The sequence below is a fragment of the Deltaproteobacteria bacterium genome, assembly GCA_011773515.1.
Taxonomy (GTDB): domain Bacteria; phylum Desulfobacterota; class Deferrimicrobia; order J040; family J040; genus WVXK01.
This window is the reverse complement of sequence record WVXK01000062.1, coordinates 44,948-69,418: the sequence shown is the minus strand read 5'-3', so window position 1 is coordinate 69,418 and position 24,471 is coordinate 44,948. Positions and strand designations below refer to the sequence as shown.

At 52.3% G+C, this 24,471-nt stretch carries 26 protein-coding genes; 18 read left to right on the top strand and 8 right to left on the bottom strand.

The window, feature by feature from the left end; translation table 11 throughout:
• Nucleotides 1-17: 17 nt before the first annotated feature.
• The 8 genes from prs (at nucleotide 18) to dnaB (ending at nucleotide 5,574) form a co-directional block, all read left to right on the top strand.
• Nucleotides 18-956, top strand: coding sequence for a ribose-phosphate diphosphokinase (gene prs, locus GTN70_07110; protein ID NIO16753.1), 939 nt, complete (start codon nucleotides 18-20; stop codon nucleotides 954-956).
• A 27-nt stretch (nucleotides 957-983) separates the two neighbouring features.
• A complete protein-coding gene (locus GTN70_07105) occupies nucleotides 984-1,640 on the top strand; it encodes a 50S ribosomal protein L25 (protein ID NIO16752.1) in 657 nt (218 codons plus the stop codon).
• Nucleotides 1,606-2,247, top strand: a complete 642-nt coding sequence (locus GTN70_07100) for an aminoacyl-tRNA hydrolase (GenBank protein ID NIO16751.1) — start codon at nucleotides 1,606-1,608, stop codon at nucleotides 2,245-2,247. The genes GTN70_07105 and GTN70_07100 overlap by 35 nt, the downstream gene beginning before the upstream one ends.
• Before the next feature lie 61 nt (nucleotides 2,248-2,308).
• Entirely contained in the window at nucleotides 2,309-3,028 is a 720-nt protein-coding gene (gene rpsF / locus GTN70_07095) for a 30S ribosomal protein S6 (GenBank protein NIO16750.1), read from the top strand.
• A gap of 20 nt (nucleotides 3,029-3,048) precedes the next feature.
• A complete protein-coding gene (ssb, locus tag GTN70_07090; GenBank protein ID NIO16749.1) occupies nucleotides 3,049-3,450 on the top strand; it encodes a single-stranded DNA-binding protein in 402 nt (133 codons plus the stop codon).
• Between the two features lie 36 nt (nucleotides 3,451-3,486).
• Nucleotides 3,487-3,744 carry a 30S ribosomal protein S18 gene (rpsR, locus tag GTN70_07085; protein NIO16748.1) on the top strand — a complete coding sequence of 86 codons (258 nt, stop codon included), beginning with the start codon at nucleotides 3,487-3,489 and terminating at the stop codon, nucleotides 3,742-3,744.
• A 14-nt stretch (nucleotides 3,745-3,758) separates the two neighbouring features.
• Nucleotides 3,759-4,205: a 50S ribosomal protein L9 gene (locus tag GTN70_07080; GenBank protein NIO16747.1), complete on the top strand. Its 447-nt coding sequence runs from the start codon at nucleotides 3,759-3,761 to the stop codon at nucleotides 4,203-4,205.
• A 13-nt stretch (nucleotides 4,206-4,218) separates the two neighbouring features.
• A complete protein-coding gene (dnaB, locus tag GTN70_07075; GenBank protein NIO16746.1) occupies nucleotides 4,219-5,574 on the top strand; it encodes a replicative DNA helicase in 1,356 nt (451 codons plus the stop codon).
• Between the two features lie 29 nt (nucleotides 5,575-5,603).
• Here the strand turns inward: dnaB and GTN70_07070 are convergent, their stop codons facing one another.
• Genes GTN70_07070 through GTN70_07055 form a run of 4 tightly spaced genes read right to left on the bottom strand, consistent with a single transcriptional unit; the run spans nucleotide 5,604 to nucleotide 9,866 of the window.
• The gene (locus tag GTN70_07070; protein NIO16745.1) at nucleotides 5,604-6,374 is read right to left on the bottom strand and encodes a hypothetical protein; all 771 of its coding nucleotides are present in this window, start codon (nucleotides 6,372-6,374) and stop codon (nucleotides 5,604-5,606) included.
• A 10-nt stretch (nucleotides 6,375-6,384) separates the two neighbouring features.
• Entirely contained in the window at nucleotides 6,385-7,848 is a 1,464-nt protein-coding gene (locus GTN70_07065) for a response regulator (GenBank protein ID NIO16744.1), read from the bottom strand.
• A gap of 1 nt (nucleotide 7,849) precedes the next feature.
• Nucleotides 7,850-8,896, bottom strand: coding sequence for a PAS domain-containing protein (locus GTN70_07060; GenBank protein NIO16743.1), 1,047 nt, complete (start codon nucleotides 8,894-8,896; stop codon nucleotides 7,850-7,852).
• 16 nt (nucleotides 8,897-8,912) lie between these two features.
• A complete protein-coding gene (locus GTN70_07055; GenBank protein ID NIO16742.1) occupies nucleotides 8,913-9,866 on the bottom strand; it encodes a tRNA dihydrouridine synthase DusB in 954 nt (317 codons plus the stop codon).
• A gap of 121 nt (nucleotides 9,867-9,987) precedes the next feature.
• On the opposite strand from GTN70_07055, the gene GTN70_07050 reads away from it, so the two are divergent.
• Genes GTN70_07050 through GTN70_07030 form a run of 5 tightly spaced genes read left to right on the top strand, consistent with a single transcriptional unit; the run spans nucleotide 9,988 to nucleotide 14,989 of the window.
• On the top strand, nucleotides 9,988-11,181 hold the full coding sequence (locus GTN70_07050) for an aminotransferase class I/II-fold pyridoxal phosphate-dependent enzyme (protein NIO16741.1): 1,194 nt from the start codon (nucleotides 9,988-9,990) through the stop codon (nucleotides 11,179-11,181).
• A 10-nt stretch (nucleotides 11,182-11,191) separates the two neighbouring features.
• Entirely contained in the window at nucleotides 11,192-12,310 is a 1,119-nt protein-coding gene (locus GTN70_07045; GenBank protein NIO16740.1) for a GNAT family N-acetyltransferase, read from the top strand.
• On the top strand, nucleotides 12,307-13,287 hold the full coding sequence (locus GTN70_07040) for an NAD-dependent epimerase/dehydratase family protein (protein NIO16739.1): 981 nt from the start codon (nucleotides 12,307-12,309) through the stop codon (nucleotides 13,285-13,287). The genes GTN70_07045 and GTN70_07040 overlap by 4 nt, the downstream gene beginning before the upstream one ends.
• The gene (locus GTN70_07035) at nucleotides 13,284-14,117 is read left to right on the top strand and encodes a hypothetical protein (protein ID NIO16738.1); all 834 of its coding nucleotides are present in this window, start codon (nucleotides 13,284-13,286) and stop codon (nucleotides 14,115-14,117) included. The genes GTN70_07040 and GTN70_07035 overlap by 4 nt, the downstream gene beginning before the upstream one ends.
• Nucleotides 14,114-14,989: a hypothetical protein gene (locus tag GTN70_07030; protein NIO16737.1), complete on the top strand. Its 876-nt coding sequence runs from the start codon at nucleotides 14,114-14,116 to the stop codon at nucleotides 14,987-14,989. The genes GTN70_07035 and GTN70_07030 overlap by 4 nt, the downstream gene beginning before the upstream one ends.
• A 24-nt stretch (nucleotides 14,990-15,013) precedes the next feature.
• On the opposite strand, the gene GTN70_07025 is transcribed toward GTN70_07030, so the two are convergent.
• On the bottom strand, nucleotides 15,014-16,066 hold the full coding sequence (locus tag GTN70_07025) for a hypothetical protein (GenBank protein NIO16736.1): 1,053 nt from the start codon (nucleotides 16,064-16,066) through the stop codon (nucleotides 15,014-15,016).
• 3 nt (nucleotides 16,067-16,069) lie between these two features.
• A complete protein-coding gene (locus GTN70_07020) occupies nucleotides 16,070-17,971 on the bottom strand; it encodes a hypothetical protein (protein NIO16735.1) in 1,902 nt (633 codons plus the stop codon).
• A 259-nt stretch (nucleotides 17,972-18,230) separates the two neighbouring features.
• Here GTN70_07020 and GTN70_07015 point away from each other — a divergent pair, with 259 nt between their 5' ends.
• The 5 genes from GTN70_07015 to rodA are packed head-to-tail and all read left to right on the top strand — an operon-like array spanning nucleotide 18,231 to nucleotide 23,542.
• A complete protein-coding gene (locus GTN70_07015; protein ID NIO16734.1) occupies nucleotides 18,231-19,268 on the top strand; it encodes an MreB/Mrl family cell shape determining protein in 1,038 nt (345 codons plus the stop codon).
• Between the two features lie 17 nt (nucleotides 19,269-19,285).
• Nucleotides 19,286-20,128: a rod shape-determining protein MreC gene (mreC, locus tag GTN70_07010; protein ID NIO16733.1), complete on the top strand. Its 843-nt coding sequence runs from the start codon at nucleotides 19,286-19,288 to the stop codon at nucleotides 20,126-20,128.
• Nucleotides 20,125-20,628, top strand: coding sequence for a hypothetical protein (locus tag GTN70_07005; GenBank protein ID NIO16732.1), 504 nt, complete (start codon nucleotides 20,125-20,127; stop codon nucleotides 20,626-20,628). The genes mreC and GTN70_07005 overlap by 4 nt, the downstream gene beginning before the upstream one ends.
• Complete coding sequence (gene mrdA / locus GTN70_07000) at nucleotides 20,625-22,451, top strand: penicillin-binding protein 2 (GenBank protein ID NIO16731.1); 1,827 nt, start codon at nucleotides 20,625-20,627, stop codon at nucleotides 22,449-22,451. Before GTN70_07005 ends, mrdA begins: the two co-directional genes overlap by 4 nt.
• A complete protein-coding gene (gene rodA, locus GTN70_06995; GenBank protein NIO16730.1) occupies nucleotides 22,448-23,542 on the top strand; it encodes a rod shape-determining protein RodA in 1,095 nt (364 codons plus the stop codon). The genes mrdA and rodA overlap by 4 nt, the downstream gene beginning before the upstream one ends.
• On the opposite strand, the gene GTN70_06990 is transcribed toward rodA, so the two are convergent.
• Together GTN70_06990 and trxA are read right to left on the bottom strand one after the other, a co-directional pair.
• Nucleotides 23,532-24,125 (bottom strand): hypothetical protein, encoded by a 594-nt coding sequence (locus tag GTN70_06990; GenBank protein ID NIO16729.1) that lies wholly within the window; start codon nucleotides 24,123-24,125, stop codon nucleotides 23,532-23,534. The two genes, rodA and GTN70_06990, sit on opposite strands and share 11 nt — an antisense overlap.
• The gene (gene trxA, locus GTN70_06985; GenBank protein ID NIO16728.1) at nucleotides 24,122-24,445 is read right to left on the bottom strand and encodes a thioredoxin; all 324 of its coding nucleotides are present in this window, start codon (nucleotides 24,443-24,445) and stop codon (nucleotides 24,122-24,124) included. The genes GTN70_06990 and trxA overlap by 4 nt, the downstream gene beginning before the upstream one ends.
• Nucleotides 24,446-24,471 lie beyond the last annotated feature (26 nt).

Below are 24,471 nucleotides of genomic sequence, written 5' to 3'. Positions count from 1 at the left end.
CGTTGAGGAAACAGTCGATGAACAATCTTAAAGTGTTTTCAGGAAATGCCAACAGGGATCTTGCAAAGCGTATTTGCGACTATCTCGGCATCGGTCTCGGCGAGGCGGCGGTAAAGCGATTCAGCGACGGAGAGCTAAACGTGGATATCGGGGAGAACGTTCGCGGTATGGATGTATTCCTCATTCAGCCGACCTGTCCACCCGTCAACGAGAACCTCATGGAGATACTTGTCATGACCGATGCCCTGAAGAGGGCTTCTGCAAACCGGATAAATGCCGTCATACCCTATTACGGGTACGCCCGGCAGGATAGGAAAGTTGCCCCGAGAACGTCCATCACGGCGAAACTCGTGGCTGACCTTCTTTCGGCAGCAGGAATTTCCCGGCTTCTTACGATGGATCTCCACGCAGGCCAGATACAGGGTTTTTTCAATATACCTGTCGATCACCTGTATGCGTCACCGGTGATCCTTGCCTATTTACGGGAGGCCTATCAAAATGAAATCGTTGTCGTTTCCCCTGATGCTGGGGGGGTCGAGAGGGCACGAGCGTTTGCAAAGAGGCTCGATGCCACGCTGGCCATTATTGATAAGCGCAGGGTCGGCCCGAATGTGGCCGAGCTCACGAAGATCATCGGTGACGTGAGAGGAAAGATTGCCGTGATACTCGACGACATGATCGATACGGCGGGAACCGTCTGTCAGGCCGTCGATGCCCTCCTCAACGATGGCGCAAGGATGGTGTGCGCCTGTGCCACGCACCCGGTTTTATCCGGGCCCGCGATAGAGAGGATTACGGCTTCAGCATTGCAGGAAGTTTTGGTTACCGATACTATTCCCCTCAAACGCGATGCCGCCCAGTGCGGGAAGATAAAGGTCCTGTCGGTGGCGGATCTTCTTGGAGAAGCTATCAAGAGGATACATTTCAACGAATCGGTGAGTTATCTCTTTGTTTAGCGCTCACATATCTGGAGGAAACATCCAATGGCTGTTTACGAGTTGAATGCAGAAATGAGGAAGGAGTCGGGCAAGGGAGTCGCGAGAAGGTTGCGCTCCATCGATAAGGTACCGGCGGTTATATACGGGCTCGGCAGACCCTCCCGACACCTGACGGTTGAAAAAAAAGATGTGGAAAAGTATCTCAGGGATGTCAGCGGAACCACCCTGCTCCTGTTGCGGGTAGATGGGGGGAAGGAAGAGGCCTACGCGATTGTCAAGGATTACCAGGTTGATCCGACAAGAGATACGGTTATCCACATCGATTTCCTGGAAGTGGACCTTGCCAAAAAGACAGTTGTCGAGGTCTCACTGTCCTTTTCGGGAAAACCCAAGGGAGTGGAGATGGGTGGCACACTGGAAATATTGAAAAGAGATATCGAGGTCGAGTGCCTTCCTTCAAAGATTCCCGATACGATAGAGGTCGATGTCTCTTCCCTCGATATTGGTGATGTCCTCCACCTGGAAGAAATTTCCCTTCCCGAGGATGTGGTTTCCATGGAGGATGTAAAGCTCCCTGTGGCTTCGGTGAAGATGATCGAGGAGGAGGTCGAAGAGGTTCCCGAGGAAGAGGTCGAAGAGGAGGTGGCGGCAGAAGCGGAAGCACCTGATGAGGTATCGGGTGAGGATACTGAAAAGGATTAAAGGTTTCAGGAAAGAGGAATACTCCCTTTTCATATTTGGCCTGGGGAATCCGGAAAAAAAATACGGGAAATCCCTTCACAATGCCGGCTTCATGGTTCTTGACCTCATGGCAGAGGAAGAAGGCATTTCCTTTTCAAGAATGGTGGGAAACACATTGTGCGCTTCGCTTGAGGTGGAACCGGCGGGAAAGGTTTTTATCGGCAAACCGCAGACCTTTATGAATCTGAGCGGAGAGGCGGTCAGGTATTTTTACCGCCGTCACCGTTTCGCCGCTGACCGTTTGATCTTGCTCCATGATGACATGGATATCGAGCCGGGCAGGATCAAGATAAAAACAGGAGGGGGATCGGGGGGACACAGAGGCGTGGAGTCGGTGATTCGTGCCATCGGAAACGCCGATTTTACGAGGGTTAAAGTCGGTGTCGGCAGGCCTCCGGCGGGTGTCGATCCCACAGACTACCTTCTCTCCCCTCCTCTGTACGAGGAGGAGGAAGATTTTTATGGTGGGGTCGCCCATGCATACGATGCTATAATGATGTCTTTAAAAAAGGGTGTAGAAAGGGCAGCTGGTTACTATAATTCGTCCATACCGTACGAGAAGAACTGAATCTTCTCCTTGCTGCGGGTAGAGTGTGCCCGTGGCTGCGAATCCACAAGGAGGTGGCTGCATGAACAGGTACGAAACGGGGCTCATTTTCGATCTAGACATGGAGGAGGAAGAGAGAAGCCTCTTTGTCGAGCGCCTGGAAAAAATCATTGGAGATTTTTCAGGCGAGGTTTTCGACAGGGAAGACTGGGGTGTCCGAAGGCTTGCCTACAGAATACTCAAGAAAAGCAGCGGTCATTATCTCTTTCTCCGGTACAACGGTGAGAGGGGGGTCGTTGAGGAACTCGAGAGGGTTATGGGTTTGAACGAGAGGATCCTGAGATATCTCACGACCAGGTTCGAAAAAGACATCAAGGGCAAATACCCCATACCCCCCTCTATCGATGAGTTTCTCGACAGGGACATTACCGAACTCCAGACTCTCAGGGCTCAGTGGAGGAGGGGCGCCGCTGCTCCGTCCGGCGCTGACCAAAAAGGGGAGGAAAAAGAAGACCGGGTAAAGAAGACAGAGGAAAAAGAAGTCCAGGTAAAAAAGGCGGAGGAAGAAGAGGCACAGGTGAAAAAGGCGGAGGAAGAAGAGGCACAGGTGAAAAAGGCGGAAGAAGAAGAGGCACAGGTGAAAAAGGCAGAGGAAGAGGATGCACAGGTAAAAAAGGCGGAGGAAGAAGAGGCACAGGTGAAAAAGGTGGAAGAAGAAGAGGCACAAAGGGAGGTCAAGCCCCGGGCGGCTGATGAGCCGGAAGCAAAGAGGGGTGAGGAAAATGGTAACGACGAGGAATAAGACAAGAAGGGGATGAGGCGATGGTCAGATTTAACAAGGTGATTGTAGGGGGTAACCTGGTGAGAGACCCGGAAATTCGGTTTCTGCCATCAGGGCTGTCGGTGACGAATTTTACCGTTGCCGTCAATCGCTCGTACCGTCAGGAGAATGAGCAGAAAGAGGAGGTATCCTATTTCGACGTTGTAGTGTTCGGGAAGCAGGGCGAGAGTTGCGCCGAATACCTTTCGAAGGGAAGGGCAGTTCTCGTGGAAGGAAGGCTCAGGCAGAGAAGGTGGGAATCGGAAGAAGGACAGAGGCGAAGCAAAATTGAGATAGTAGCACAGCAGGTCCAGTTCCTGGGACCCGCCAGGGAAGGGAGCAAGGTCGGGCAGAAGAGACCGGACACGGATATCGAGGCGGCAGACGAGGATATCCCCTTTTAGCTTAGACGGGAATACGAACAATGGAGGGAAGAAGATATGGCGAGCAGCAGGCCGAGGAAATTTCAGAGAAGACGGTTCCAGAGGAAAAAATTTTGCAGGTTCTGCGCAAATAAAGAGTTGATTATCGATTACAAGAATATTGCAACGCTCAGGCATTTCATAACGGAAAGAGGCAAGATCATCCCCCGGAGGATTTCCGGCACCTGTGCGAAACACCAGAGGGCTTTGACGCGGGAGCTGAAGAAAGCCAGGCTCATGGCTTTAATTCCCTTTACGACGACACAGATCAGGTAGAATGGGGGAAAGGGATGAAGATTATTCTCACGAAGGATGTGGCGAACCTCGGGAGCGCCGGTGATATCGTCGATGTGGCAGACGGTTACGGGAGAAACTTTCTCATTCCGAGGAATCTCGCTGTTGTTGCAAATACCAAGAACGTGAAGATGCTCGAGCATCAGAAGAGGATGGTCGAGGCGAAACTGAGCAAGGAATCTGAGAAGGCGAAAACCCTCGTTGAAAAAATAGATGGACAGGAAGTGGTGGTGCGCGCAAAAGTGGGCGAAGAGGGAAAGCTTTTTGGCTCTATCACTTCGGCCGACATCGCCGAGGGGCTGAGCAAGCTCGGGTTCGAAATTGACAGGAAACAGATTGCCCTGGATTCGGCCATCAAGTCTGTGGGCGAGTTTCGGACGAAAATCAGAGTTTCATCAGGCCATTTTGCAGAGATTACGGTAACTGTTATCCCCGGAGAGTAAACGGTATGGATCCATGCAGGACCTGAAAGACCAAAAGATCAAAGTCCCGCCTCACAACCTTGAAGCCGAGCGTTCGCTGCTGGGCAGCATCCTTCTGAATTCAGAGGTATTGCCGTCTGTCATCGAGATGCTGAGGCCGGCAGACTTTTACAGCAATAATCACTCCAGGATCTTTGACTCCCTTCTGTCTCTTTTCGAAAAAAACGAACCGATCGACATTCTGACTCTCAAAAACAGCCTCGCCTCGAGGGGCGTTCTTCAGGAGGTCGGCGGGGATTATTATCTTTCCGATATTGTCAACAGCACCGTGACATCGGCCAACGCCTCAACATACGCGAAGATAGTGAAAGAGAAGGCGATGCTGAGAACCATGATCAGAACTGCCGAGTGGATCGTCGAGTCTGGCTACGGCGGGGTTGAAGACGCCGAGGAATTTCTCGACAAGGCAGAGACGGATATCTTCAGGGTGTCGGAACAGAGGGCCACCACGTCGTACCATCAGATGAGGGATATGGTAAGCATGGTCCTGAAGGAAATTGAAGGCCTGACGGAGGATAGAAAGCTCACCAGGGGCGTGCCAAGCGGCTTTACCGACCTCGATGGAACGACCCTCGGGTTCCAGCCATCGGACCTGATAATTATCGCGGCCCGGCCCGGTATGGGCAAGACGGCTTTGAGCCTCAATATCGCCCATAACGCAGCTGTGAGGGGGAAAAAGGGGGTAGCCATTTTTTCCCTGGAGATGAGCAAGGAGCAGCTGGCAATGAGATTGCTCTGCTCTCATGCCAGGGTCGATCTTTTTCGGCTCCGCTCAGGAATCCTGAAGAGTGACGAGTACTCGGCGATCGCGAAGGCCGCGGGCATTCTCGCCGATGCCCCCATCTATATCGATGACTCTCCCGGTATCTCCTCCCTCGAGTTGCGTGCGAAAGCAAGACGGCTCAAATACGAACTGAAAGAGGGTCTCTCTCTTATCGTGGTAGATTATCTCCAGCTGATGAGGGGGAGAGGGGGGGCGAATACCCGGGAACAGGAGATATCGGAGATCTCCAGATCGCTGAAATTTCTCGCGAAGGAATTGAACATTCCGGTAATCGCCATTTCCCAGCTAAACAGGGCCCTCGAGGCGCGGGATGACAAAAGGCCGCGCCTTGCCGATTTGCGGGAATCGGGAGCCATAGAGCAGGACGCTGACCTGATACTCTTCATCTACCGCGACGAGCTGTACAAAAGGACAGAGATCCGGGAAGAAGACAAGGGAAAGGCCGAGGTCATCATAGGAAAGAATAGAAACGGGCCCATCGGCAAGGTCGAGCTGGTCTTTTTGAAGGAGTATACCCGGTTTGAAGATTTAGCAAGGGGATACTGATGGGCAGGACCATCCCCTGAGTTGCACCTTTACCCGCCGATGAACCACCGCCCGTCGAGAGAGCGGAATCCGCCAAGAAGTCCCTCTTCGAGTTTTTCCTTCGCGTACACGATGGCAGTCTGGAGATCATCACCCTTGACGAGACGGGCGAGTATCATTGATGAGAGGGCGCAGCCCGTGCCGTGGAAATCCTTTTTCTGTATAGCCCTTCCGGGAAATACCGCCATGCTCCCCTGATGGAAGAGACAGTCCATTCCCCGTTGCCTTCCCTCACCTCCCGTGACGAGAATCGCCGTCGCCGATTTTTCGGAAAGCTGCCTTCCCAGGGACTCTTTCGTCCTCCCCTTGAGGCCCAACAGGGATGAGAGCTGTGTGAGTTCCCGCCGGTTGGGGGTTACCAGCGTGCAGTGAGGCAGGATTTTTTCGAGAATCTTGAGTGCATTGCCCGGCGTAAGGGGCGTGCCGAAGGTAGAGTGAAGAACCGGATCCCAGACGACAAACGGCAGCTGAAGGTCCCGCAGGATACGGAAAATTTCCCGTGCGATCCCGGGTGAGGATACCATGCCGATTTTCACTCCATGCGGCGTGAACGTATCAAGAAGGGCCTCGAGTGACCTTCTGAAGTAATCGCGCGATACCCTTTCGATCTGTGTGACTTTTTTCCCTGTCTGCACGGTGAGCGCTGTCGGTACTCCCAGCGGGTGGACCTTTTCCGCTTTCATGACAGATACATCCGCAAGGAGCCCGGCCCCCCCGGTGGGGTCGAGACCTGACAGAAGGAGGACGGTCTTTCGGGTCACGTCTTTTTTCCTAATTCCCGCTTTTTTTCTTGCCGATCTTCAGCTTGTCGATCTTTTTATGAAGGGTGTTCCTGTTGATTCCCAGTACTTTTGATGCTTTTATCTTATTTCCCTTTGTCGCTTTCAGGATGATCTTTATCAGGGGTTTTTCCACCTGGTTCATGAACATCTCATACAGACCTGTCTCCGATTCGATCTCCCGCCCCATCTTTTCCACGAACCCCTTCGTTTTCAATTCCACGAGTTTTTCCAGGGAAAGGTCCTGCACGACCTTTTCGGCAAACTGGGTAAACCCTCTGTCGGGATGCAAGGACTGGAGAATATCTTTTTCCGTCATTGTATCGCCTTTTGCGTTTATGCAGGCCTTCATGATGAGATTTTCCAGTTCGCGGACGTTTCCGGGCCAGTCGTGTTTGCCCAGTTCGGATATCGCACCTTCCGTCAGGTCTTTCTCGTTGCCAGTCAGGTGAAGGGAATATCTTTTCGCCATGTACCGGGCGAGCAGGGGGATATCCTCTTTTCGCTCGCGAAGCGGCGGGATATATATCTGGTATACGTTGAGCCTGTCGAAGAGGTCGCTCCTGAACTGCCCCTTTTGAACGAGCTCTTCGAGATTTTTGTTCGTGGCGGTGATTATTCTGCCGCTGAACTGCTTGAGGGTGGTGCTTCCGAGACGGTAAAACTCCTTTTCCTGGATGAATCTGAGGAGCTTGGCCTGGAGATGGGGCGGGGTATCTCCGATTTCGTCGAGGAACAGAGTGCCTCCAGAGGCCGCTTCGATCATTCCCGGTTTGCTCGTTACCGAGCCGGTGAACGAGCCCTTTTCGTATCCGAATATCTCCGCCTCCACCATCTCCTTCGGGATCGCAGCCATGTTTACCGGTACGAACTTTTTCTGGTCCACATGGGAGAGTTCGTGGATGGTTCGCGCAACGAGCTCTTTTCCCGTTCCCCGCTCGCCCGTGATGAGCACCGTAATGTCCGTTGTGGAGATTTTGCCGATTTGCTTGTAAAGGTCAATGATCGGCCTCGAGGTTCCAACTATTTTTTCCTGGTAGAGATAGTCTTCGCCATATTCTGCGCCTTTCTTCGCTTTATCTCCGGCCCTCGATTGATTAAAAGCCTGGTCCAGGATCTTTTCGATCTCATCGAGGTCGAAAGGCTTCGTGAGATACTCCATCGCTCCAAGTGATGCTGCTTTCGCTGCCGGTTCCGGGCTCTTGACGGCGGTCATGACGATGAACCGGGGGGCGTTGAGGCTTTTGACCGCCGTTTCCATTACCGTCAGGCCGTCGATTTCCGGCATGCGTATATCGATAAATATGAGCAGGTAGTCGGTGGTGAGAATCTTCTCGAGGGCTTCTTTCCCGTTTTCCGCCTCGTCCACCTCGAAACCCTTTTTCCTGGCAGTTTCCGATACGACCCACCTGATGGAGCTGTCATCGTCGGCGATCAATATCCTGTTGTCGTCCAATTCACGCCTCCTCCTTTTTCAAAGGAAGGTAAACTTTGAAAGCTTTCCCTTCTTCGGAGAGCTTTACCCGTATAGAGCCCCCCTGGGAAGTCACGGTGTTTTTAACGAAAAAGAGCCCCATGCCCGCTCCTCCCGGCTTGTTCGTGTAGAAAGGGAGGAAGAGAAAGGGGACATCCTCTTCTTTGATCTCTTTTCCCGTATCGAAAAATTCTACCTCAATAAGATAGCTTTTGCTCTCTCCTTTTGCTTCGTAGACCAGGTCTTCGTGTAGTTTCAGCGTGACTCTTATCGTACCCTGTACATCGATTGCTTCAACAGAGTTTTTTAAAAGATTCGTGAATGCCCTGAACAGAGCATCGGTGTCGCAATGAATCCTGGGAAGCGAGGTGTCAGCTATTATGTTGATTTTGATATGTTTTTTTGTTTCCGATATGTGGGATTTGACGAGCTCGATAGCCTCCGTCAACAGTTCGAGCAGATCGGCATCGTGCTTGCTTTCGATCTGCCAAGGAGACAGGAGGCCATCGAGAAACCTTGCAATCCTGTCTGTTTCCCTGAGGATGACGTGGGCATGATTCCTGAAGGGGGAAGTTTTTTCCAGGTTCTTAAGGAGCATCTGTGCGGCTCCCTTTATCCCCCCGAGGGGATTTTTTACCTCGTGGCTGATCCCCCTCCATATGATCTCGTAGTTGCTGCTTTCCACCTTTTCATCGCCGATGAACTTTTCCGCAATACTTTCCTCTTTTTTCCTGAAAGAGATCAGGGAGAAGCGTTCTCTGCCCCCGGGTGCCATGAGCTGGGCGAGCTCCATATAATCGATGGGAATTTTATCCCCTGACCTGCTCTTTATGGCGATGTCGAATATTATAATCCGTTTGCCGCCGAAAGACTCTCTGAAGCATTTTGAGAAATTGTCTATTTCTCCGAACAGTTCCTGTGCGCTTTTTTTAGAGATATTTTTGTATGAGTCCTGAAGGGTTTCTTCGGCCGAGCTGTTTGCGTAGACAATGGTTCCCCGGTCATCGGCTACGAGTATTGGTACCCCCAAGGCTTCCGGTATGCTCTCAACGATGCTTTTTAAAGTAGCTCTCGATTTCACTTTTCATTTCCTCGGAGTCGTTCACTTTGCTGATTCTTCTTCTGAAGCCTGCAGACCCGGGGAGGTCCCTCGTGTACCAGGTAATCTGTTTCCTGAAAAAGGTCGGCGCTTTTTCTCCGTAAAAGGCGTAAACCTGATCAAAATGGTCGAGGATTACATCCGCCAGGCCCGGAAATTCACTTTCCGAAGTACCATTCATGAATTGCCGGATTTCGGAAAAGATGAGAGGGTTTCTCAATGCCCCTCTTCCTACCATGATGGCATCACATCCCGACATTTCCCTGACGAGAACGGCGTCTCTTGCCGTTTCGATTCCCCCGCTTGCGATAACGTGGGGTGCCGTCGACATCTTGCAAATGGCAGCGGTTTTTCCGTGATCCGCTTTCCCTTCCATACCCTGGGACACGGTGCGGGGATGCACGGCAATCGCGTCTGCACCGCTATCGGCAAGGGAACTTGCAAAATCCACGTACGAGTTGTCCTGTTCGTCCCAGCCGGTCCTTATCTTGACGGAGAGGGGTATGCGAATGTTGTTTTTAACCCTCTTTACAATCATGGAGGCACGCCTTATGTCCCTCATGAGCAGGGCCCCGGATCCGGTTTTTAATATTTTTTTCATCGGACATCCCATGTTGATGTCGACGAAATCGAAACCGAGTTCCTCCCCGATAGATGCTGCATCGGCCATGATACCCGGATCGTTACCGAACAACTGGATACCGATCGGCTTTTCCGGGGGCAAAAAGTATACGTATCGACGCTTTGTTTTCGAAAATAGTGGTGATGTGAGGCCGATAGCATTTACCATCTCCGTGAACACTGCGTCAGCCCCGAGCTTTCTGCATATCCGCCTGAAAGGGCTGTCGGAGAATCCCGCGAGAGGGGCCAAAAAGGTTCGCTGTTTGTCGAAATGGAACATTTTTTTTCTCTGCCGTCTCCCCGGCAGATTTTATTGTACCGATATTTCCTTGCAAATAAAGGATATTTAATATTATATTTTTTTATACCCGGAATGATAAAAGAGACAAAGAGGATACGCTATGCCTGATGGAGCAGCCATACTGGACAAGGCGACTTCCTTTGAAGAGTCAAAAATAGTCAAAGCCATGGGTATATACCCCTTCTTCAGGGAAATCTCTTCCGCGCAGGACCCTGTGGTCAGGATAGGGGGAAAAGATGTTGTCATGCTCGGGTCGAACAGCTATCTTGGCCTCACCACCCATCCCGAGGTTAAAAAGGCTGCAGTCGATGCGATAGGAAAATATGGAACCGGGTGCGCGGGTTCCAGATTTTTAAACGGTACCCTCGATATTCACCGGAAACTGGAAGAGGAGCTCGCCCAGCTCGTTGGAAAGGAGAAGGCGCTTGTTTTCTCCACAGGATTTCAAACGAACTTAGGGACGATATCGGCTCTTGCCGGGAAGGGTGAATACGTCATCACGGACAAGCTAAACCACGCCAGCATAATCGACGGTGCGCGGCTCAGTTTCGGCAAGATCGTCAAATTCAATCACAATGACATGGAGGATCTCGAGAGATCCCTCGAGTACCTTCCCCGTGAAAAGGGGAAGCTCATGGTTGTCGACGGCGTGTTCAGCATGGAAGGGGATATAGCAAATCTTCCCCAGATAGTCCCGTTGTGCAAGAAATACGGGTCTGCCCTGATGGTGGACGATGCGCACGGCATCGGCGTTCTGGGCAAGAACGGTACAGGAACTTCGGACCATTTCGGCCTGGCCGACGATGTGCAGATTATCATGGGTACCTTCAGCAAGTCCCTGGCCTCCCTTGGGGGATTTATTGCTTCGGACGAAGACACGGTCGAATATCTCATGCATGTTTCGAGGGCCCTCATGTTCAGCGCCAGCATTCCCCCCGCCAATGTCGCTGCGGTGAGAGCGGCGCTGAAGATAATGTTGCGGGAACCGGAACGGATCGAAAAACTCTGGGAAAATACGGGGAGAATGAAACAGGGCCTCGAGCAGCTCGGATTCGATACGGGCAAATCCGAGACCCCCATTATCCCCGTCAGGATCGGGGATACGGTGCGGACTTTTTCTGCCTGCATCAAGCTGCAGGAGGAGGGTGTTTTTGTGAACCCCGTCGTTGCCCCCGCTGTTCCTGAAGGTGATTGCCTGATACGGGTGAGCTTGATGGCAACCCACAACGTGGAGCACATAGATGCTGCTCTGTCAAAGCTTGAGAAGGTCGGGCGGGAACTCGGGGTAATATAGGGGGCCGCAGTTGAGAATTGTCGCGGTTAATCCCTTTTCCCGAAGAGACCTCCTGAGGTTCATAAAGTTTCCCCTCCTGCTCTATTCCAGCTCTCAATTTTACGTTCCCCATCTCACCTACGAAAGAATGAACTTTTTCAACCCGCGGAAGAACCCTTTCTTCAGACATGCCAGCGTGGAATATTACCTTGCCCTGTCGGGGAAGGGGGAAGTTATCGGGCGTGTCACCGCGCACATAGACTGGAACTATGTGGACTACCACACTGAAAAGAAGGGGTTTTTTGGCTTTTTCGACTGTGTCGACAACCCCGATGTTGCCCGCGCTCTTCTGGACAGAGCCTCAGACAGCCTCCGGGAAAAAGGGATGGAGGGTGTCATCGGCCCGGTCAGTTTCAGCACAAACGATGAGGTGGGAATCCTCGTGAAGGGTTTTGAAAGCCCACCCTCTATCATGATGCCCTACAATTTCCGCTATTACGGAAGGCTTCTGGAGGAGTGCGGTTTCCAAAAAGCCAAGGATCTTTACGCCTACTTTACCGAGTATGACGGAACGACTCCGGAAGCGATTGTGCGGGTGAGTGAGAGGATGAAGAGGAGGACGAAAGTCACCCTGAGAAAGCTCGACATGAAAAACTTCCAGGAAGATCTCAAGATTGTCTCCCGGATATACAATTCTGCCTGGGAGGATAACTGGGGTTTTACCCCTATGAGCGATGATGAGGTTAGGTACCTCGGCCAGAACTTGAAACAGATAGTCGACCCGGAAATTGTGTTTTTCGCATATATTGCGGATCGTCCCGTGGGATTTTTCATCGCCATTCCCGATTATAACCCGGTGCTCAAAGAGTTGAACGGGCGGCTTTTCCCTTTTGGTTTCCTGAAACTTCTGGGAGCGAGAAAAAAACTGGATCGGTTGCGGGTTCTCGTCATGGGGGTGGTGGATGAATACAGGAGGAGCGGCATCGAATCTGCCCTTCTCGAGGAAATCTTCCGTGTCGGGCCGGAGAATGGGTATTACAAAGGCGAGCTCTCATGGATCCTGGAGGACAATGTGATCATGAACAAGATCATCTCGAGAATCGTGAAGGACCCTTACAAAATCTACAGGGTGTACGAAAGAGGGCTATGAAGATCCTTCTGACCGGCGCTACAGGGTTCATCGGGAGAAACCTTGCCCTCAGGCTGGCCGGTATGGGGCATCACGTGTTGTGCCTGGTGAGAGACATGGGCAGGGCATTGTGGATGAGTAACCATCCCGGTCTCCAGCCCGTGAAGGGGGATATTTCTGTGAAAGCGAGTCTTGCCCCCCACGTGGAAAATGTGGACCTCGTATTCCATCTGGCCGGATTGACCAAGGCCAAAAACAGAGATGAGTACATGCGGGTAAATGGCGAGGGAACGGGAAACCTCATTGATGCCGTTGTACTGTGGGGCAAGAGGGTCAAAAAGGTCCTGTATGTGAGCTCCCTCGCCGTGGCGGGCCCCCACAGCTCAAAAAATCCTGCAGAGGAAAAAGGTAATGTTGCCCCGATAACCCACTACGGGGAGAGCAAGCTTCTTGGTGAGGATCTTTTGAAAAACAGGAGCGGGGATGTTCCGTGGACGATCATAAGGCCCCCCGTCGTCTATGGACCCTACGATCGGGATGTGTATGTCTACTTCAAGATGGCGGAAAGGGGCCTCATGCCGGTGCTGGGGGAAGGAACGATGGATTTGTCCATTATCCACGTGGAAGATGTAACGGCAGGGATAGCGCTCGCCGGCTTCAGTGACGAGAGCGACGGGGAAACATTCTACCTTTCCGACGGGAGAGTCTACACGGTGGGAGAGTTGCTTGAAATTCTGGCCGGGGTGGCCGGGAGCGGAAGGTTGATTCACATACCGCCTCTCTTGGGCAGGGCCCTGGGACGCGCCGGAGATATCCTCACCCTGCTGACCGGTGATGCCCAGGTCATCAACAGCCAGAAAGTCATGGAAGCCCTCCAGGAGGGGTGGGTATGCAGCACCGAAAAGATCAGCGATCTCCTCGGCTTTCTTCCGACCATCGAGGTTTCGGAGGGCTTTGCGTCGACCTACCGCTGGTACAGGGACACGGGCTGGCTGTGAAGCTGTCATGGACCGACAGAATCACGGTTCTCTATAACCTTCTCGTTGTCGTATTCATCGCTGCCTTCAGCAACAGGATCGGGGGCTACAGCTGGCATCTTGCTTTCAACGTATCGGTAATTTTTTTTGTGCTCCTCCTTTCGCTCGAGCGGGGAAACAATACGATACTTCGCCTGGTGCGACTGTGGTATCCGATCGGGCTTTACACATTTCTCTACTATCAGACGGGATTGATCAACAGGGTAATTTTCCCGGATTTTCTCGACGCGTATTTCATGGGACTCGATGTAAAAATATTCGGCTCCTTTCCCGGCTTCATCCTTTACGGGGATGGAGGAAATGCTCTCCTTGATGAATTCTTCCACTTTTTCTACTTCAGCTACTATCTGATAATTCCTGTGACAGGATTTGTATTGTACCGCAAAGATGGAAAGCTTTTCGAAAAGTACGTGTTTCAGATCTCTTTGCTCTTCTACCTGTGTTATCTGATATATATATTCTTGCCCGTCGAGGGACCCATCGGCCTGCGCATCGAGCACTACCACGATGGGGGCCTGTTCCGCTCTCTGGTCGATTTTATTTACAAAAAGGGTGAAAACCCTGGTGCTGCATTCCCCAGCTCGCACGTGGCGGTTTCCTTGCTCATCGCCTGGTGGGGGAACAGGTTTATGGGTAAGTGGAGGGTATGTTACTGGTCGATATTTGTTTTTCTCTCCGTTGCCACGATTTACTGTATGTTCCATTATGCCGTTGACGTGATAGGCGGAATCCTGCTGGCAGTTCTTTTCCTGTTTTTTTTCAATTTTTTCAAGGGGAGAGAAGGGTCATGAGAAAACCATCGGTGGTTGTTGCCGTAAACCCCGCTGCCAGGCGGATGAACCGGGAGAAAACCGATGCTCTCTTTCGCTTTTTCAGAGAGGAAAGCGACCTCAGGGAGTTTTATATATCCGAAAAAGAAGGCGATATAAGGTCCCTGGCAGATCGCGTATCGAAGGACGGTTCTGCCGAGCTGTTCATCGTTGCCGGGGGAGACGGAACGATGAACGAGGCGGTAAACGGGATTTCCTGTCCCGGACCGAAAATAGGGTACATTCCCGGGGGTACGAGCAATGTCATCCGTTTCGAACTGGGCATTTCCGGGGACATCTATGAAGCCGGAAAGACGGCTCTCTGGGGAAAGCCGAAAAAGGTGCGTCCGGGAATCGCCGGCGGGAGAAAATTTCTCCTCATGGTGGGCGCGGGCATCGATGCAGACATCGTAAAGGCAGTTTCGGGGAAGCTCAAGTCATTCCTGGGCAAAGCTGAGTACGTGAGAACGGGTTTGATGCGGATTGCTCGAGCGCGCATTCCGCCCATCAGTGTTAGCCGGGAGGGAGATGATGTGGGCGATTTCAGCTGGGTCGTAATATCGAGATCATCTTTTTATGCCGGCAAGCTGCGGCTGGTGAGGGAGGCGAGTTTCGACCTGGATGAACTCGTTGCCTATCTCTACCGGCGGGGCGGGACTCTTCCCTATCTCGGATATTCGGTGAAGACACTTGTCGGTATCCCCTTCGGCGACAGGGATGTTGTCAAGGCGCGGGGGGAGGGCTTTTCCCTTGCATCAAGCGGTGCTGTTCCCTTTCAGGTCGACGGTGATCATGCCGGAGTACTTCCCATCGATGTTCGCCTGAGCGATGACTGGGTGGAGATAAATATTTAGTTAGACGGGCAAATTGGCCTGACTTTACTCTTTCTCGATGATACGGATGTTGCGTGGGTCCCGGATGATTATCTCGGGCCTGCCCTTGTATACCTTTATTTTACCGGTTACCTGAACGGTTTTTCCCGGGAAGAGTTTTTCCGGCGGAAGGGGGAACTTGAGGGCATCCCCGGCAAAAATAACGATGGATACGCTGTTTTTCCAGTCCTGGTCGAAGTTGAGAAAGGTAACCTTGCCGGTGTTTTTTACTCTCTTGATCTCTCCTTCGAGGGTGACGTACCTCCCCACGTGGTCCCCGGCCTCACGGTAACCGATCGTGGGATTGGCGTCACCCCTCTCTTGCGTCGCCTTTTCCCGGAAGGGGGTGTATCCATCGGTCTCAAGCGCCGTCTTTACGAGGGATGGCGGGTACTGTTTGGCGTACCTCCTGATTCTCTGGATTTCGCCGGCCAGTTCCGATTCCTTCAGCAAGGCCTTTGCCATTCCCCCATACACGACGATGTAGGTTCTCGCGGGGCCGGGGTAGACCTCGGTGCCTTCAAAGTGAGCAGAGGAGTAATCGACCACGTGTGGCGAAAGATCTCTGAAAAGGCCTTTCCGCCCCATTTCTGCTTCCCCCTGAAGTCTTAGGAACTTTTTTTTCTCCCTGAAGGGAAAGTAGGTGAGCGTCAGGGCGAGCCCCTTTTTCAGGAGCAATTCGTTCACCATCTCCCCATTTTTGGTGAAGACGTAACACAACCATCTTCCATACCGGTCTTCCCTCTCCATGTCGAACGCAAGGTCGACATCCTTTTCCGAGACCAAATCCGCCACCAGCTCCTTGGCTTCCATCGCCATGAACTCATCGGGCTCGCCATTTTTTCCCAGCTCCGGGCAGTCGATGCCGATGAGCCGAACCACCTTTTTCTCCCCCGAAGCCGAAACGACAATCGTATCACCGTCCCTGACCGCAAGGACTCTTGCAGAGAGGGATTCAGTCGCGGTTGCCGGGTGTGCCCGCGTGAAGATGGCGAGGGTGAGGGCAAGGAAAATGCATGGTAATGTGACGTGTCTTGCGATAGATTGCGGCGGCTTCATTCCTTATTGTGCGTCAGACGGCGTTATGTTCAATTCGGCGCTTATCTCGATAGTTGATTTTTCCCTCTGCTCACTCAAAAATGCCCTGAGTGCGGCACTCTTTTTCTGCTCGAGCATGATGTCTGCGATCTGCCTCATTTCCTCATCGTAATTTTCCGAGGAGATTTCCTTTTCCCCCGCGAACTCGAACACATATATGTTCGAGCCTGACTCCACCGGATTTGCGGCAATCCGGTCGGTTTTTCCCAGGGAGAGCACGCTCTCAAATGAATCTCCTAAGATACCTATTCCCGGGATTCCCGGTAAGGAGAGGGGTGAGAAGAAGGGAGTCTTCTTCAGGGTGAAGGTATATTTAGCGGCGGCTTTTTTCAGCTCCCCTTCTTTTTTCGCCGCCGCAATGATCTCTTTTGCAACGTTGAGGGCTTTTTGATACTTCTTCCTTTTTGCGATGATTTCTCTCACCTCTTTCTTCGTCTCCTCGAGCGGTTTTATCGTTGAGGCTTTCTTTTCCACCACCCTGAAGACAATATGGTTGTTTCCTGATTTTTGCACCTCCCCTGTTTCACCCGGGTTGAGAAGGTATGAGGAGGAAATGACATTTTTGAGCATTGGCTCCGCCTCACCGTGGGATAAAAGCCCGCTCTCTTTCACCGCTATCCCGTAGTCTGCCATCACTTCCTTGAACGTCTCACCCTTTGCGATCCTTCCTTTTGCCTCGTAAGCCCGGATGATCGCAATGTCATGGCTTTTATCCCTTTTCAAATCGCCGATGACCTTCTCTCTTACCTCTTCGATCGGATAGGGGTCCGATCTTCTGATCTCCGCCACCTTGAATATTTTCACTGCCGAACCCGTGTCTATCGGCTCCGTGACGGTGTCCACTGCCAGCGAGAAAAGAGTGTCTCCCGCGCCCCGGGGAAGGTCTTTTTTCTCGTACCAGCTGGATTTTTCACCCTTTCCTTTCGAGTGCTTTTCAACGCCATCGATGAAGGCAATATTTCCGGATACTATTTCTTCCCTGATTTCTCCTGCGCTTTCGAGATTTTCTTTCCTCTCCCTGCTGTTGGTATAGGGAAGCGATATTTCATGAAAACGTCTCCTCTCCGGGGCGAGATACCGGTCCGGATTTGCCTCGTGGTATGTTTTTATCTCGGCATCCGTCACGGCGATGTTGCTGATGAAGTCATCCGGCCTGAAAACGGCGTATTCGACGGTGACCCTGGCCGGGACCCGGAATGATTCCTTGTTGTCGGCATAGTAGGCGGCGACCTCCTCAGACGAAGGGGGCTCTACGGTCATTGCAGCCGGATCTAAAGGGATGTAGTTGAGCCGTATCTCCCTTTTGATGGAGGAGTACCTGTCCTGTATCTCCTTTTCCGATATCTTCACCGTGCCTGATATGAAGCCCTGAAGCTTCTTCAGTTTGAGATCGAGGCTCATCTGCGCTTCAAAATCTTTTGGCGTGATGCCGTTGGTCCGGAGAATGCTGAGGTATCTCTCCCGGTCGAACTGGCCGTTCAGAAGAAATGCGGGGGTCTGGGAAATTGCGGCCTGCACCTCCGGGGGCGTAACCACGATGTTGAGTTCTTCCGCGGCTTCTCGAAACAACTCCCTGTTTATCAGGTTTTCAAGTGCCTCCCGTTTCAGGGTGTCCGTGTCGGGGCTTTGCGTGTCCAGGAGGTTCCCGTAAACTTCGCGGTATACCTGCTCGAGATTCTGATATTCGTCGTAATACTGTTTCAGCGATATGATCCTGTCATTGACGGTTGCGGCCATATCGGCTTTCGAAACGTCCCCTCCCCTTCCCCAAACCAGGAAGATGGTGCCGATGAATGCTGCAACCACGAGCCACAGAACCCCTTTGATCATCCAGCTCTGGGTGTGCTTTCTGAAGGTGCGAAGCATGAAGTCCTCCAATGAATGTTGTTGCTGCGTCTTTCAAAAAGAATATAAATATAAAACAATATTGGCCAAATTACAAGTTGAGGGCCGAGCCCCAAGCGGGCCGGTTGCTGCCCGGTCTGTCGCTGAAGGGCCCCGGTGGAAGGAGAAAAGAAGGAAAAGCATCGAAGGCTTACCTAACTTGTTGAATTTATGTTATCTCACTGTTACTATTACCTATAAAATATACGATAATCTCTGCGTGCAGGTATGGAGGAATTGCATGTTTCTTAACAGATTGTTCGGTTTTTTTTCCAACGATCTCGCCATAGACCTCGGCACGGCAAATACCCTGGTTTTCATGAAGGGAAGGGGCATAGTATGTTCCGAGCCGTCCGTTGTGGCCGTCTACAGGGACAACCGGGGGGCGAAGAAGGTCCTTTCCGTAGGGACCGAGGCCAAACGGATGCTCGGAAGGACTCCCGGCAATATCATCGCCATAAGGCCCATGAAGGACGGGGTCATCGCCGATTTTGAAGTTACCGAGGCCATGCTCAGGTACTTCATAAGGACCGCTCACAACAGGCGTGCCCTCGTTCGGCCGAGAAGCATCATATGTGTCCCCTTTGGCTGTACGGAGGTGGAAAAGAGGGCGGTGAAGGAGTCCGCCGAGTCCGCAGGGGCGAGGGAAGTGTATATGATAGAGGAACCCCTTGCCGCCGCAATAGGGTCGGGCCTTCCCATCACGGAGCCTTCAGGCAACATGATAGTAGACATCGGGGGAGGGACCTGCGAGGTGGCCGTTATTTCTCTCGGGGGAATCGTGAGAAGTCAGTCTGTGAGGGTGGCGGGAGACAAGATGGATGAGGCGATTCTCCAGTACATCAAACGAAAGTACAATCTGATGATCGGCGAACCTACCGCTGAGTTGATCAAAGTTACCATCGGCAATGCCTATCCATCGGGTGAGGTTGAGACCATGGAGGTGAAGGGGCTTGATCTCGTAACGGGGGTACCGAAATCTCTCGAAATCAATTCAGAGGAAATAAGAGAATCCCTTTCCGAACCTGTGCGGGTCATCGTAGATGCCGTTAAATCTGTTTTCGAGGAAACCCCGCCCGAGCTTGCGGCCGATATCTTCGACCGAGGAATCGTGCTCGCCGGTGGAGGCGCACTCCTGAAGAATCTCGATATTCTCCTCAGAGAGGAAACCGGTCTTCCGGTGATGGTTGCTGATGACCCATTATCGGCAGTCGTTTTAGGATCTGGCAAGGTGCTCGACGAGATAGAACTCCTCAAGAGGATCACCTATTACGATTAGCTCACCGGAAGCATGGAATGAGGAAATTTGTAAAGAAGAACCTGAGGGTTTTCGTTTCAATTCTTCTCATCATTATCGCCCTCCAGTTCTCTGTGAGGGCAAAGACACCCTTTACTCCCTATCGCCAGATAATGTGGGCGGTATCCACCGTCACGTTTTTTGCGGCCGACACGTTTACCAGGTCAGTGAGCGGCCTCGGCCGTTTCATGGAGGACTATTTCTTTCTCGTCAATGTGGCCAGGGAAAACAAGGAGCTGAAGGAGGAACTGGGAAAGTGGCAGGAACGGGCGGACTTGGTGGAGGAGTTAAAGAGCGAGAACGAGCGGCTGCGGGTTATGCTCAGACAAAAGAGGGAGGTCCAGGGTGAGGGCGTCGTCGCCAGGGTCATCTCGTATGACCTCACCCCCTGGTCGAGCGGTTTCTTTATCGACCTGGGGAAGAGGGACGGGATTGAACCGGGCATGGCGGCAATCCTCCCTGAAGGGGTTGCGGGCAGGGTATATCGGGTGTTTCCCACCGCTTCCCTGGTCATTTCGATCAAAGACCACCGGTTTGCCATAGATGTGAGAATCCAGAGAACGAGGCTCCGGTGTATATTGAAAGGAACGGGGACGGGGTGCCAGCTCAAATACGTAAGGACCACCGATGACCTGAAGGAAGGGGACGTGCTCATCACCACGGGCTTTGGAGGCTACTTCCCCACGGGAGTCCAGACGGGAATCGTTTCCAGAACGAGGGAGGAAAAGGGGAGTATTTTCAGAAGGGTGGACGTTGTTCCCTACGTGGACCTGCGGAAACTCGAGACGGTGTACATCGTCAAGGGAACGAGCAGCCCCTCCGGCGGGGGTGCGGTAAGATGAAAAAAAAAATCTATCCTTTTATCGTTCCCCTGGGCATAGCATTTTTTGGCCTCCTCCTGAACATTCTTGCCTGCAACCGAATTTTTCCGAAATATCTGATTGTCGACTTTCCGCTCCTGATAACGGCCTACTTTGCCTTTTTTGACAACAGCGAAGTCTCGATCCTGCCGGTGATAATCCTTGCAACGTTCCGCGACATCATGTCAGGCGGGAACATGGGGAGCTTCTTTTTTGCGACTCTTTCCTTCTTTTTCTTCGCGCGCTACTTTTACCGAAAGCTTTATGTTGAAAATGAGCTGTTTCTCCTGATGGCCGTCTTTGCTCTCCTGACTCTGGAGTCGATCTCAGTCCTGGTGATAAATTATGCCACCTACGACTTCGTTCCGCACCTGCTCTATCCCCTGACCGAAATGATACGGATCTCGATAAATTCCCTGCTCGCCGTGCCGATCTTCTATGCTCTCATGAGGCGAACGGGGCCCAGGGCGTATGAGATATGATACAGCGCATTCGGCAATTTGAAAGAGACCCCGAGGTAAACAGAAGGCTGCGCGTTCTCTACGTTGCCGCCATGGTGATTTTTTTTCTCCTCACCCTTCGCCTCTACTACCTTCAGGTGATCAAATACAGACACTTTTACAGTCTCTCCGAGGAGAACCGGGTCAGGTTGAGGCCAGTCAGGGCGCCGCGGGGCCTTATTCTCGACAGGAACGGGGAGATCCTGGCCGATTCGAAACCGGCGTTCCAGCTCGTGTGCACCCCCTATGATGTGGTTGACCTGGAGGGGGAACTCCGGTTTCTCCTGGAGATTGTGGACATGGATTTTATAGAGGTGGCGGAGAAGATTCGGCAGGCCAAAAAAGATAACCCATTCGGGAGCATCAACATCGCCACGGACCTCACCTACGAACAGGTATCGGCAATCGAGACCAACCTGGAGCAGGTGCCGGGCTTTTCCATATCTTACGAGGCACGGAGAAACTATCCTTTAGGTTTCCTCGTTGCCCATGCCCTCGGATATGTTGGGGAGTCGAGCGTTGACGACTTGAAGAACTTTAAAGATTTCGGCGTGATATTCGGAGATTATGTGGGGAAGACGGGGGTCGAGCGGATGATGGAAGGGGTGCTCCACGGCAGGGATGGTGTTCGCCGTCTGGAGGTGGATGCGCTCGGGAGAGAGAAAAAAGAGCTGGATTTTAAAAATCCCGATCAGGGGGGCATTCTCTATCTCAATCTGGACATCGGGCTGCAGCGGGAGGCAGCCAGGCTTCTTGAAGGGGGTGCAGGGGCTATATTCGGCATGAATCCCAAAACCGGGGAGGTTTATGTTCTCTATTCATCCCCCTCTTACGATCCCAACCTTTTCGCACGGGGAATCCGGGTAAAAGAGTGGAACTCCCTGCTCAATGACAGGAAAAAACCGCTTCAGAACAGAGTGATACAGGGGCTCTATGCTCCGGGGTCCACCATAAAGCCGATCATTGCCCTCTTTTCCCTCCAGGAGGGTTTTGTAAGCACCGAGACTGAGTTTTTCTGTCCGGGAGAGTTTAAAGTTGCAAAATCGAAATTTCGATGCTGGAAAAGGGGGGGGCACGGCGATGTCAACATGTGGAAGGCTATTGTCGAGTCCTGTGATATTTACTTTTACAATCTGGGGTTGACTTCGGGGATCAACAATATCAGCAGATGGTCGATGCTTTTCGGGCTCAATGAGGGGACAGGGATTGATTTGCCCGCCGAGAAAAAAGGGATAGTTCCCTCCCGGGCCCTCAAACGGGAGCGATTTGGAGAGAGGTGGTTTCACGGGGATACGGTGGTGGCTTCCATCGGCCAGGGATACTTTGCAATCACCCCCCAGGAACTGGCTGTTGCCTATTCGGCGCTCGTAAACGGCGGGAAGCTCGTGACACCGATGCTGGTCAGGAAAGGAATAACCCACGGGGGAGAGGAGAGGATACATGAGGGTTCCGTCCGCCGGGAATTGGTGGTGGACCAGGAAAAATTGACCCTGATCAAGGATGCCCTCCAGGCGGTGGTGGAAGATAGAAAAGGGACGGGGAGAAGGGCCGACCTGCTCGAGATGGGAATTGGGGGAAAGACGGGGACGGCCCAGGTTGTTTCCCTTCCGGAGAAAGATATCCCTAAAGAGGAAGTGGCATACTATAGAAAAGATCACGCATGGTTTGTCGGCTTCGCGCCGGCCGACGATCCGGAAATTTGCGTGGCCGTTGTCGTCGAGCATGGCGGGAGCGGCGGGGAGATCGCTGCCCCCATGTTTCGCTCCATGGTGAGGAAATATTTTTCTTTGAAGGGGGAGGGGTGAGAAAGATCATATCGGGGAAAAGAGAGGTCATCCTGCCATTTTTGGCGGTTTTCATATCCTGCGTCGGCATCGTCAACGCGTACAGCTCCACCTATTACTATTCCCATCCGGGCATCCAGATATACCTCAAACAGGCTATCTGGCTCGTTGCAGGGTTGTTCGTCATGATCGCCGTTGCGTCGATGAAGGAGAATGTTTTCGAGGAGTCATCCTACGTCCTCTACGCCTTCTTCATTGTTTCTCTCATATTTGTACTGGTATTCGGAAAGGTCTTTGGTGGGTCGAAAAGATGGTTGAGCCTGGGTCCCCTCAATATTCAGCCCTCGGAGGTGGGGAAGATTTTCTTCGTTCTTGCCGTGTCGAGATTCTTTTCCGACCGTTTTACGACCAGCGGCATGGAGTTGAGGGATCTTGCTGTCCCTTTCCTGATGACCCTCGTACCCTTTGTTCTGATAGCCTATCAACCCGATCTCGGAACGGCGGGCCTCTACTTTTTGATCTTCATCGGTGTTTCTGTCGTTGCCCGTTTGAGCCTAAAGAGCATGGTGAAACTCGGCGTTTCCGGCCTGATAACGGTTCCGCTCCTCTGGATGATGATGAAAGGTTACCAGAAGGAGCGGGTGGTCAGCTTCATGAGTCCGGAGAAAGACCCTTTCGGAACGGGATATCACATAATACAGTCGAAAATCGCTATCGGTTCGGGTGGATTCTGGGGAAAGGGATTTCTGAACGGGACCCAGGGGCAGCTGCGCTTCCTTCCCGAGCAGCACACCGACTTCGCCTTTTCCGTTCTCGCAGAAGAATGGGGGTTTATTATCTGCCTCGTGATGATCCTCCTCTTTCTGTTCTTCATTCTCCGTCTCTTCTACCTTTCCATGCAGGTACAGGACCGCTACTCCTCCTTCGTGATATCCGGAATAGGTATCTATTTCTTGGTGCAGGTTTTTATCAACTTTGCCATGGTAATGGGACTGTTTCCCGTCGTCGGCGTTCCGCTTCCATTCGTGAGTTACGGCGGGTCGTCGATGATAGCGAACATGCTTGCCGTGGGTGTCGTCATAAACCAGTCCAGGACGCGGTTTATTCTTTGACCAATTTTCCTTCCGTCGTGGTTAGCCCGATGAGCTCTTTGACCTTCTCATCCATACCGGTTTGAAAGCCGTACAGTGTGCCCGCAACCTGGCCCTGCCTGTTCAAGCCTATCAGGGCGGGTATCCTTTTCAGTTTGAGTGTCTTCGTCACACTCGCAGCATCACCGTAATAATAGAGCGGATCCTCTTTTTCCTGGATAGGTTCAGGGATGAAAGCGGCTTCCCCTTCGGGCGAATAAGGCATGCGGCTCGTTCCCGATTCGTCGAGAACCTTCCTGTCGACGAGCTCGAGTGTTATTACGGAAACGTCCCCGCTGCCGCTTGCCGCTGCTTTTCCAAGGACCCTGTCCAGATCCTTGCAGAGGGGGCACCAGGAGCTCCTGACATAGAGAATTACCGGAGATCCCGTGAAATCTCTCAGAAAGAGGGGTTCTCCCGAGTAAATGTAACCGAGGGGGGACGGGCTGCTTGCCAGTGTGGAGGATCCGCGGGTAAGGGGGTCTGGCGCGCAACCCAGTGCCAGGAAGGTGAGTATGAGAAAGGGTAGATAAACTCTCTTCGTGGCAGTGAAATTATTCTTCACATTGCCTTCTTGATCAATTGAAGGATATTTTCTTTCGGATTTGCTCCCACGAGCTGCCCTTTGATTTCCCCGTTACGGAAAACAATGAGCGTGGGTATCCCCCTTATGCCGAACTTCGTGGCAATTTCCGGGTGCTCGTCGACGTTTACCTTGGCAAAGGATGCCTGGCCCTCCATCTCCTCGGCAACCTGCTCGATCAGGGGAGCGATAACTTTGCACGGGCCGCACCAGGGAGCCCAAAAATCAACGAGCACCGGCTCATCTTTCTTGATCAGGTCGTTGAAACTGGTTTCGTCGAGACTGACAATTTTTCCACCCATCCTACCCTCCAGTCGAATTTTTACAG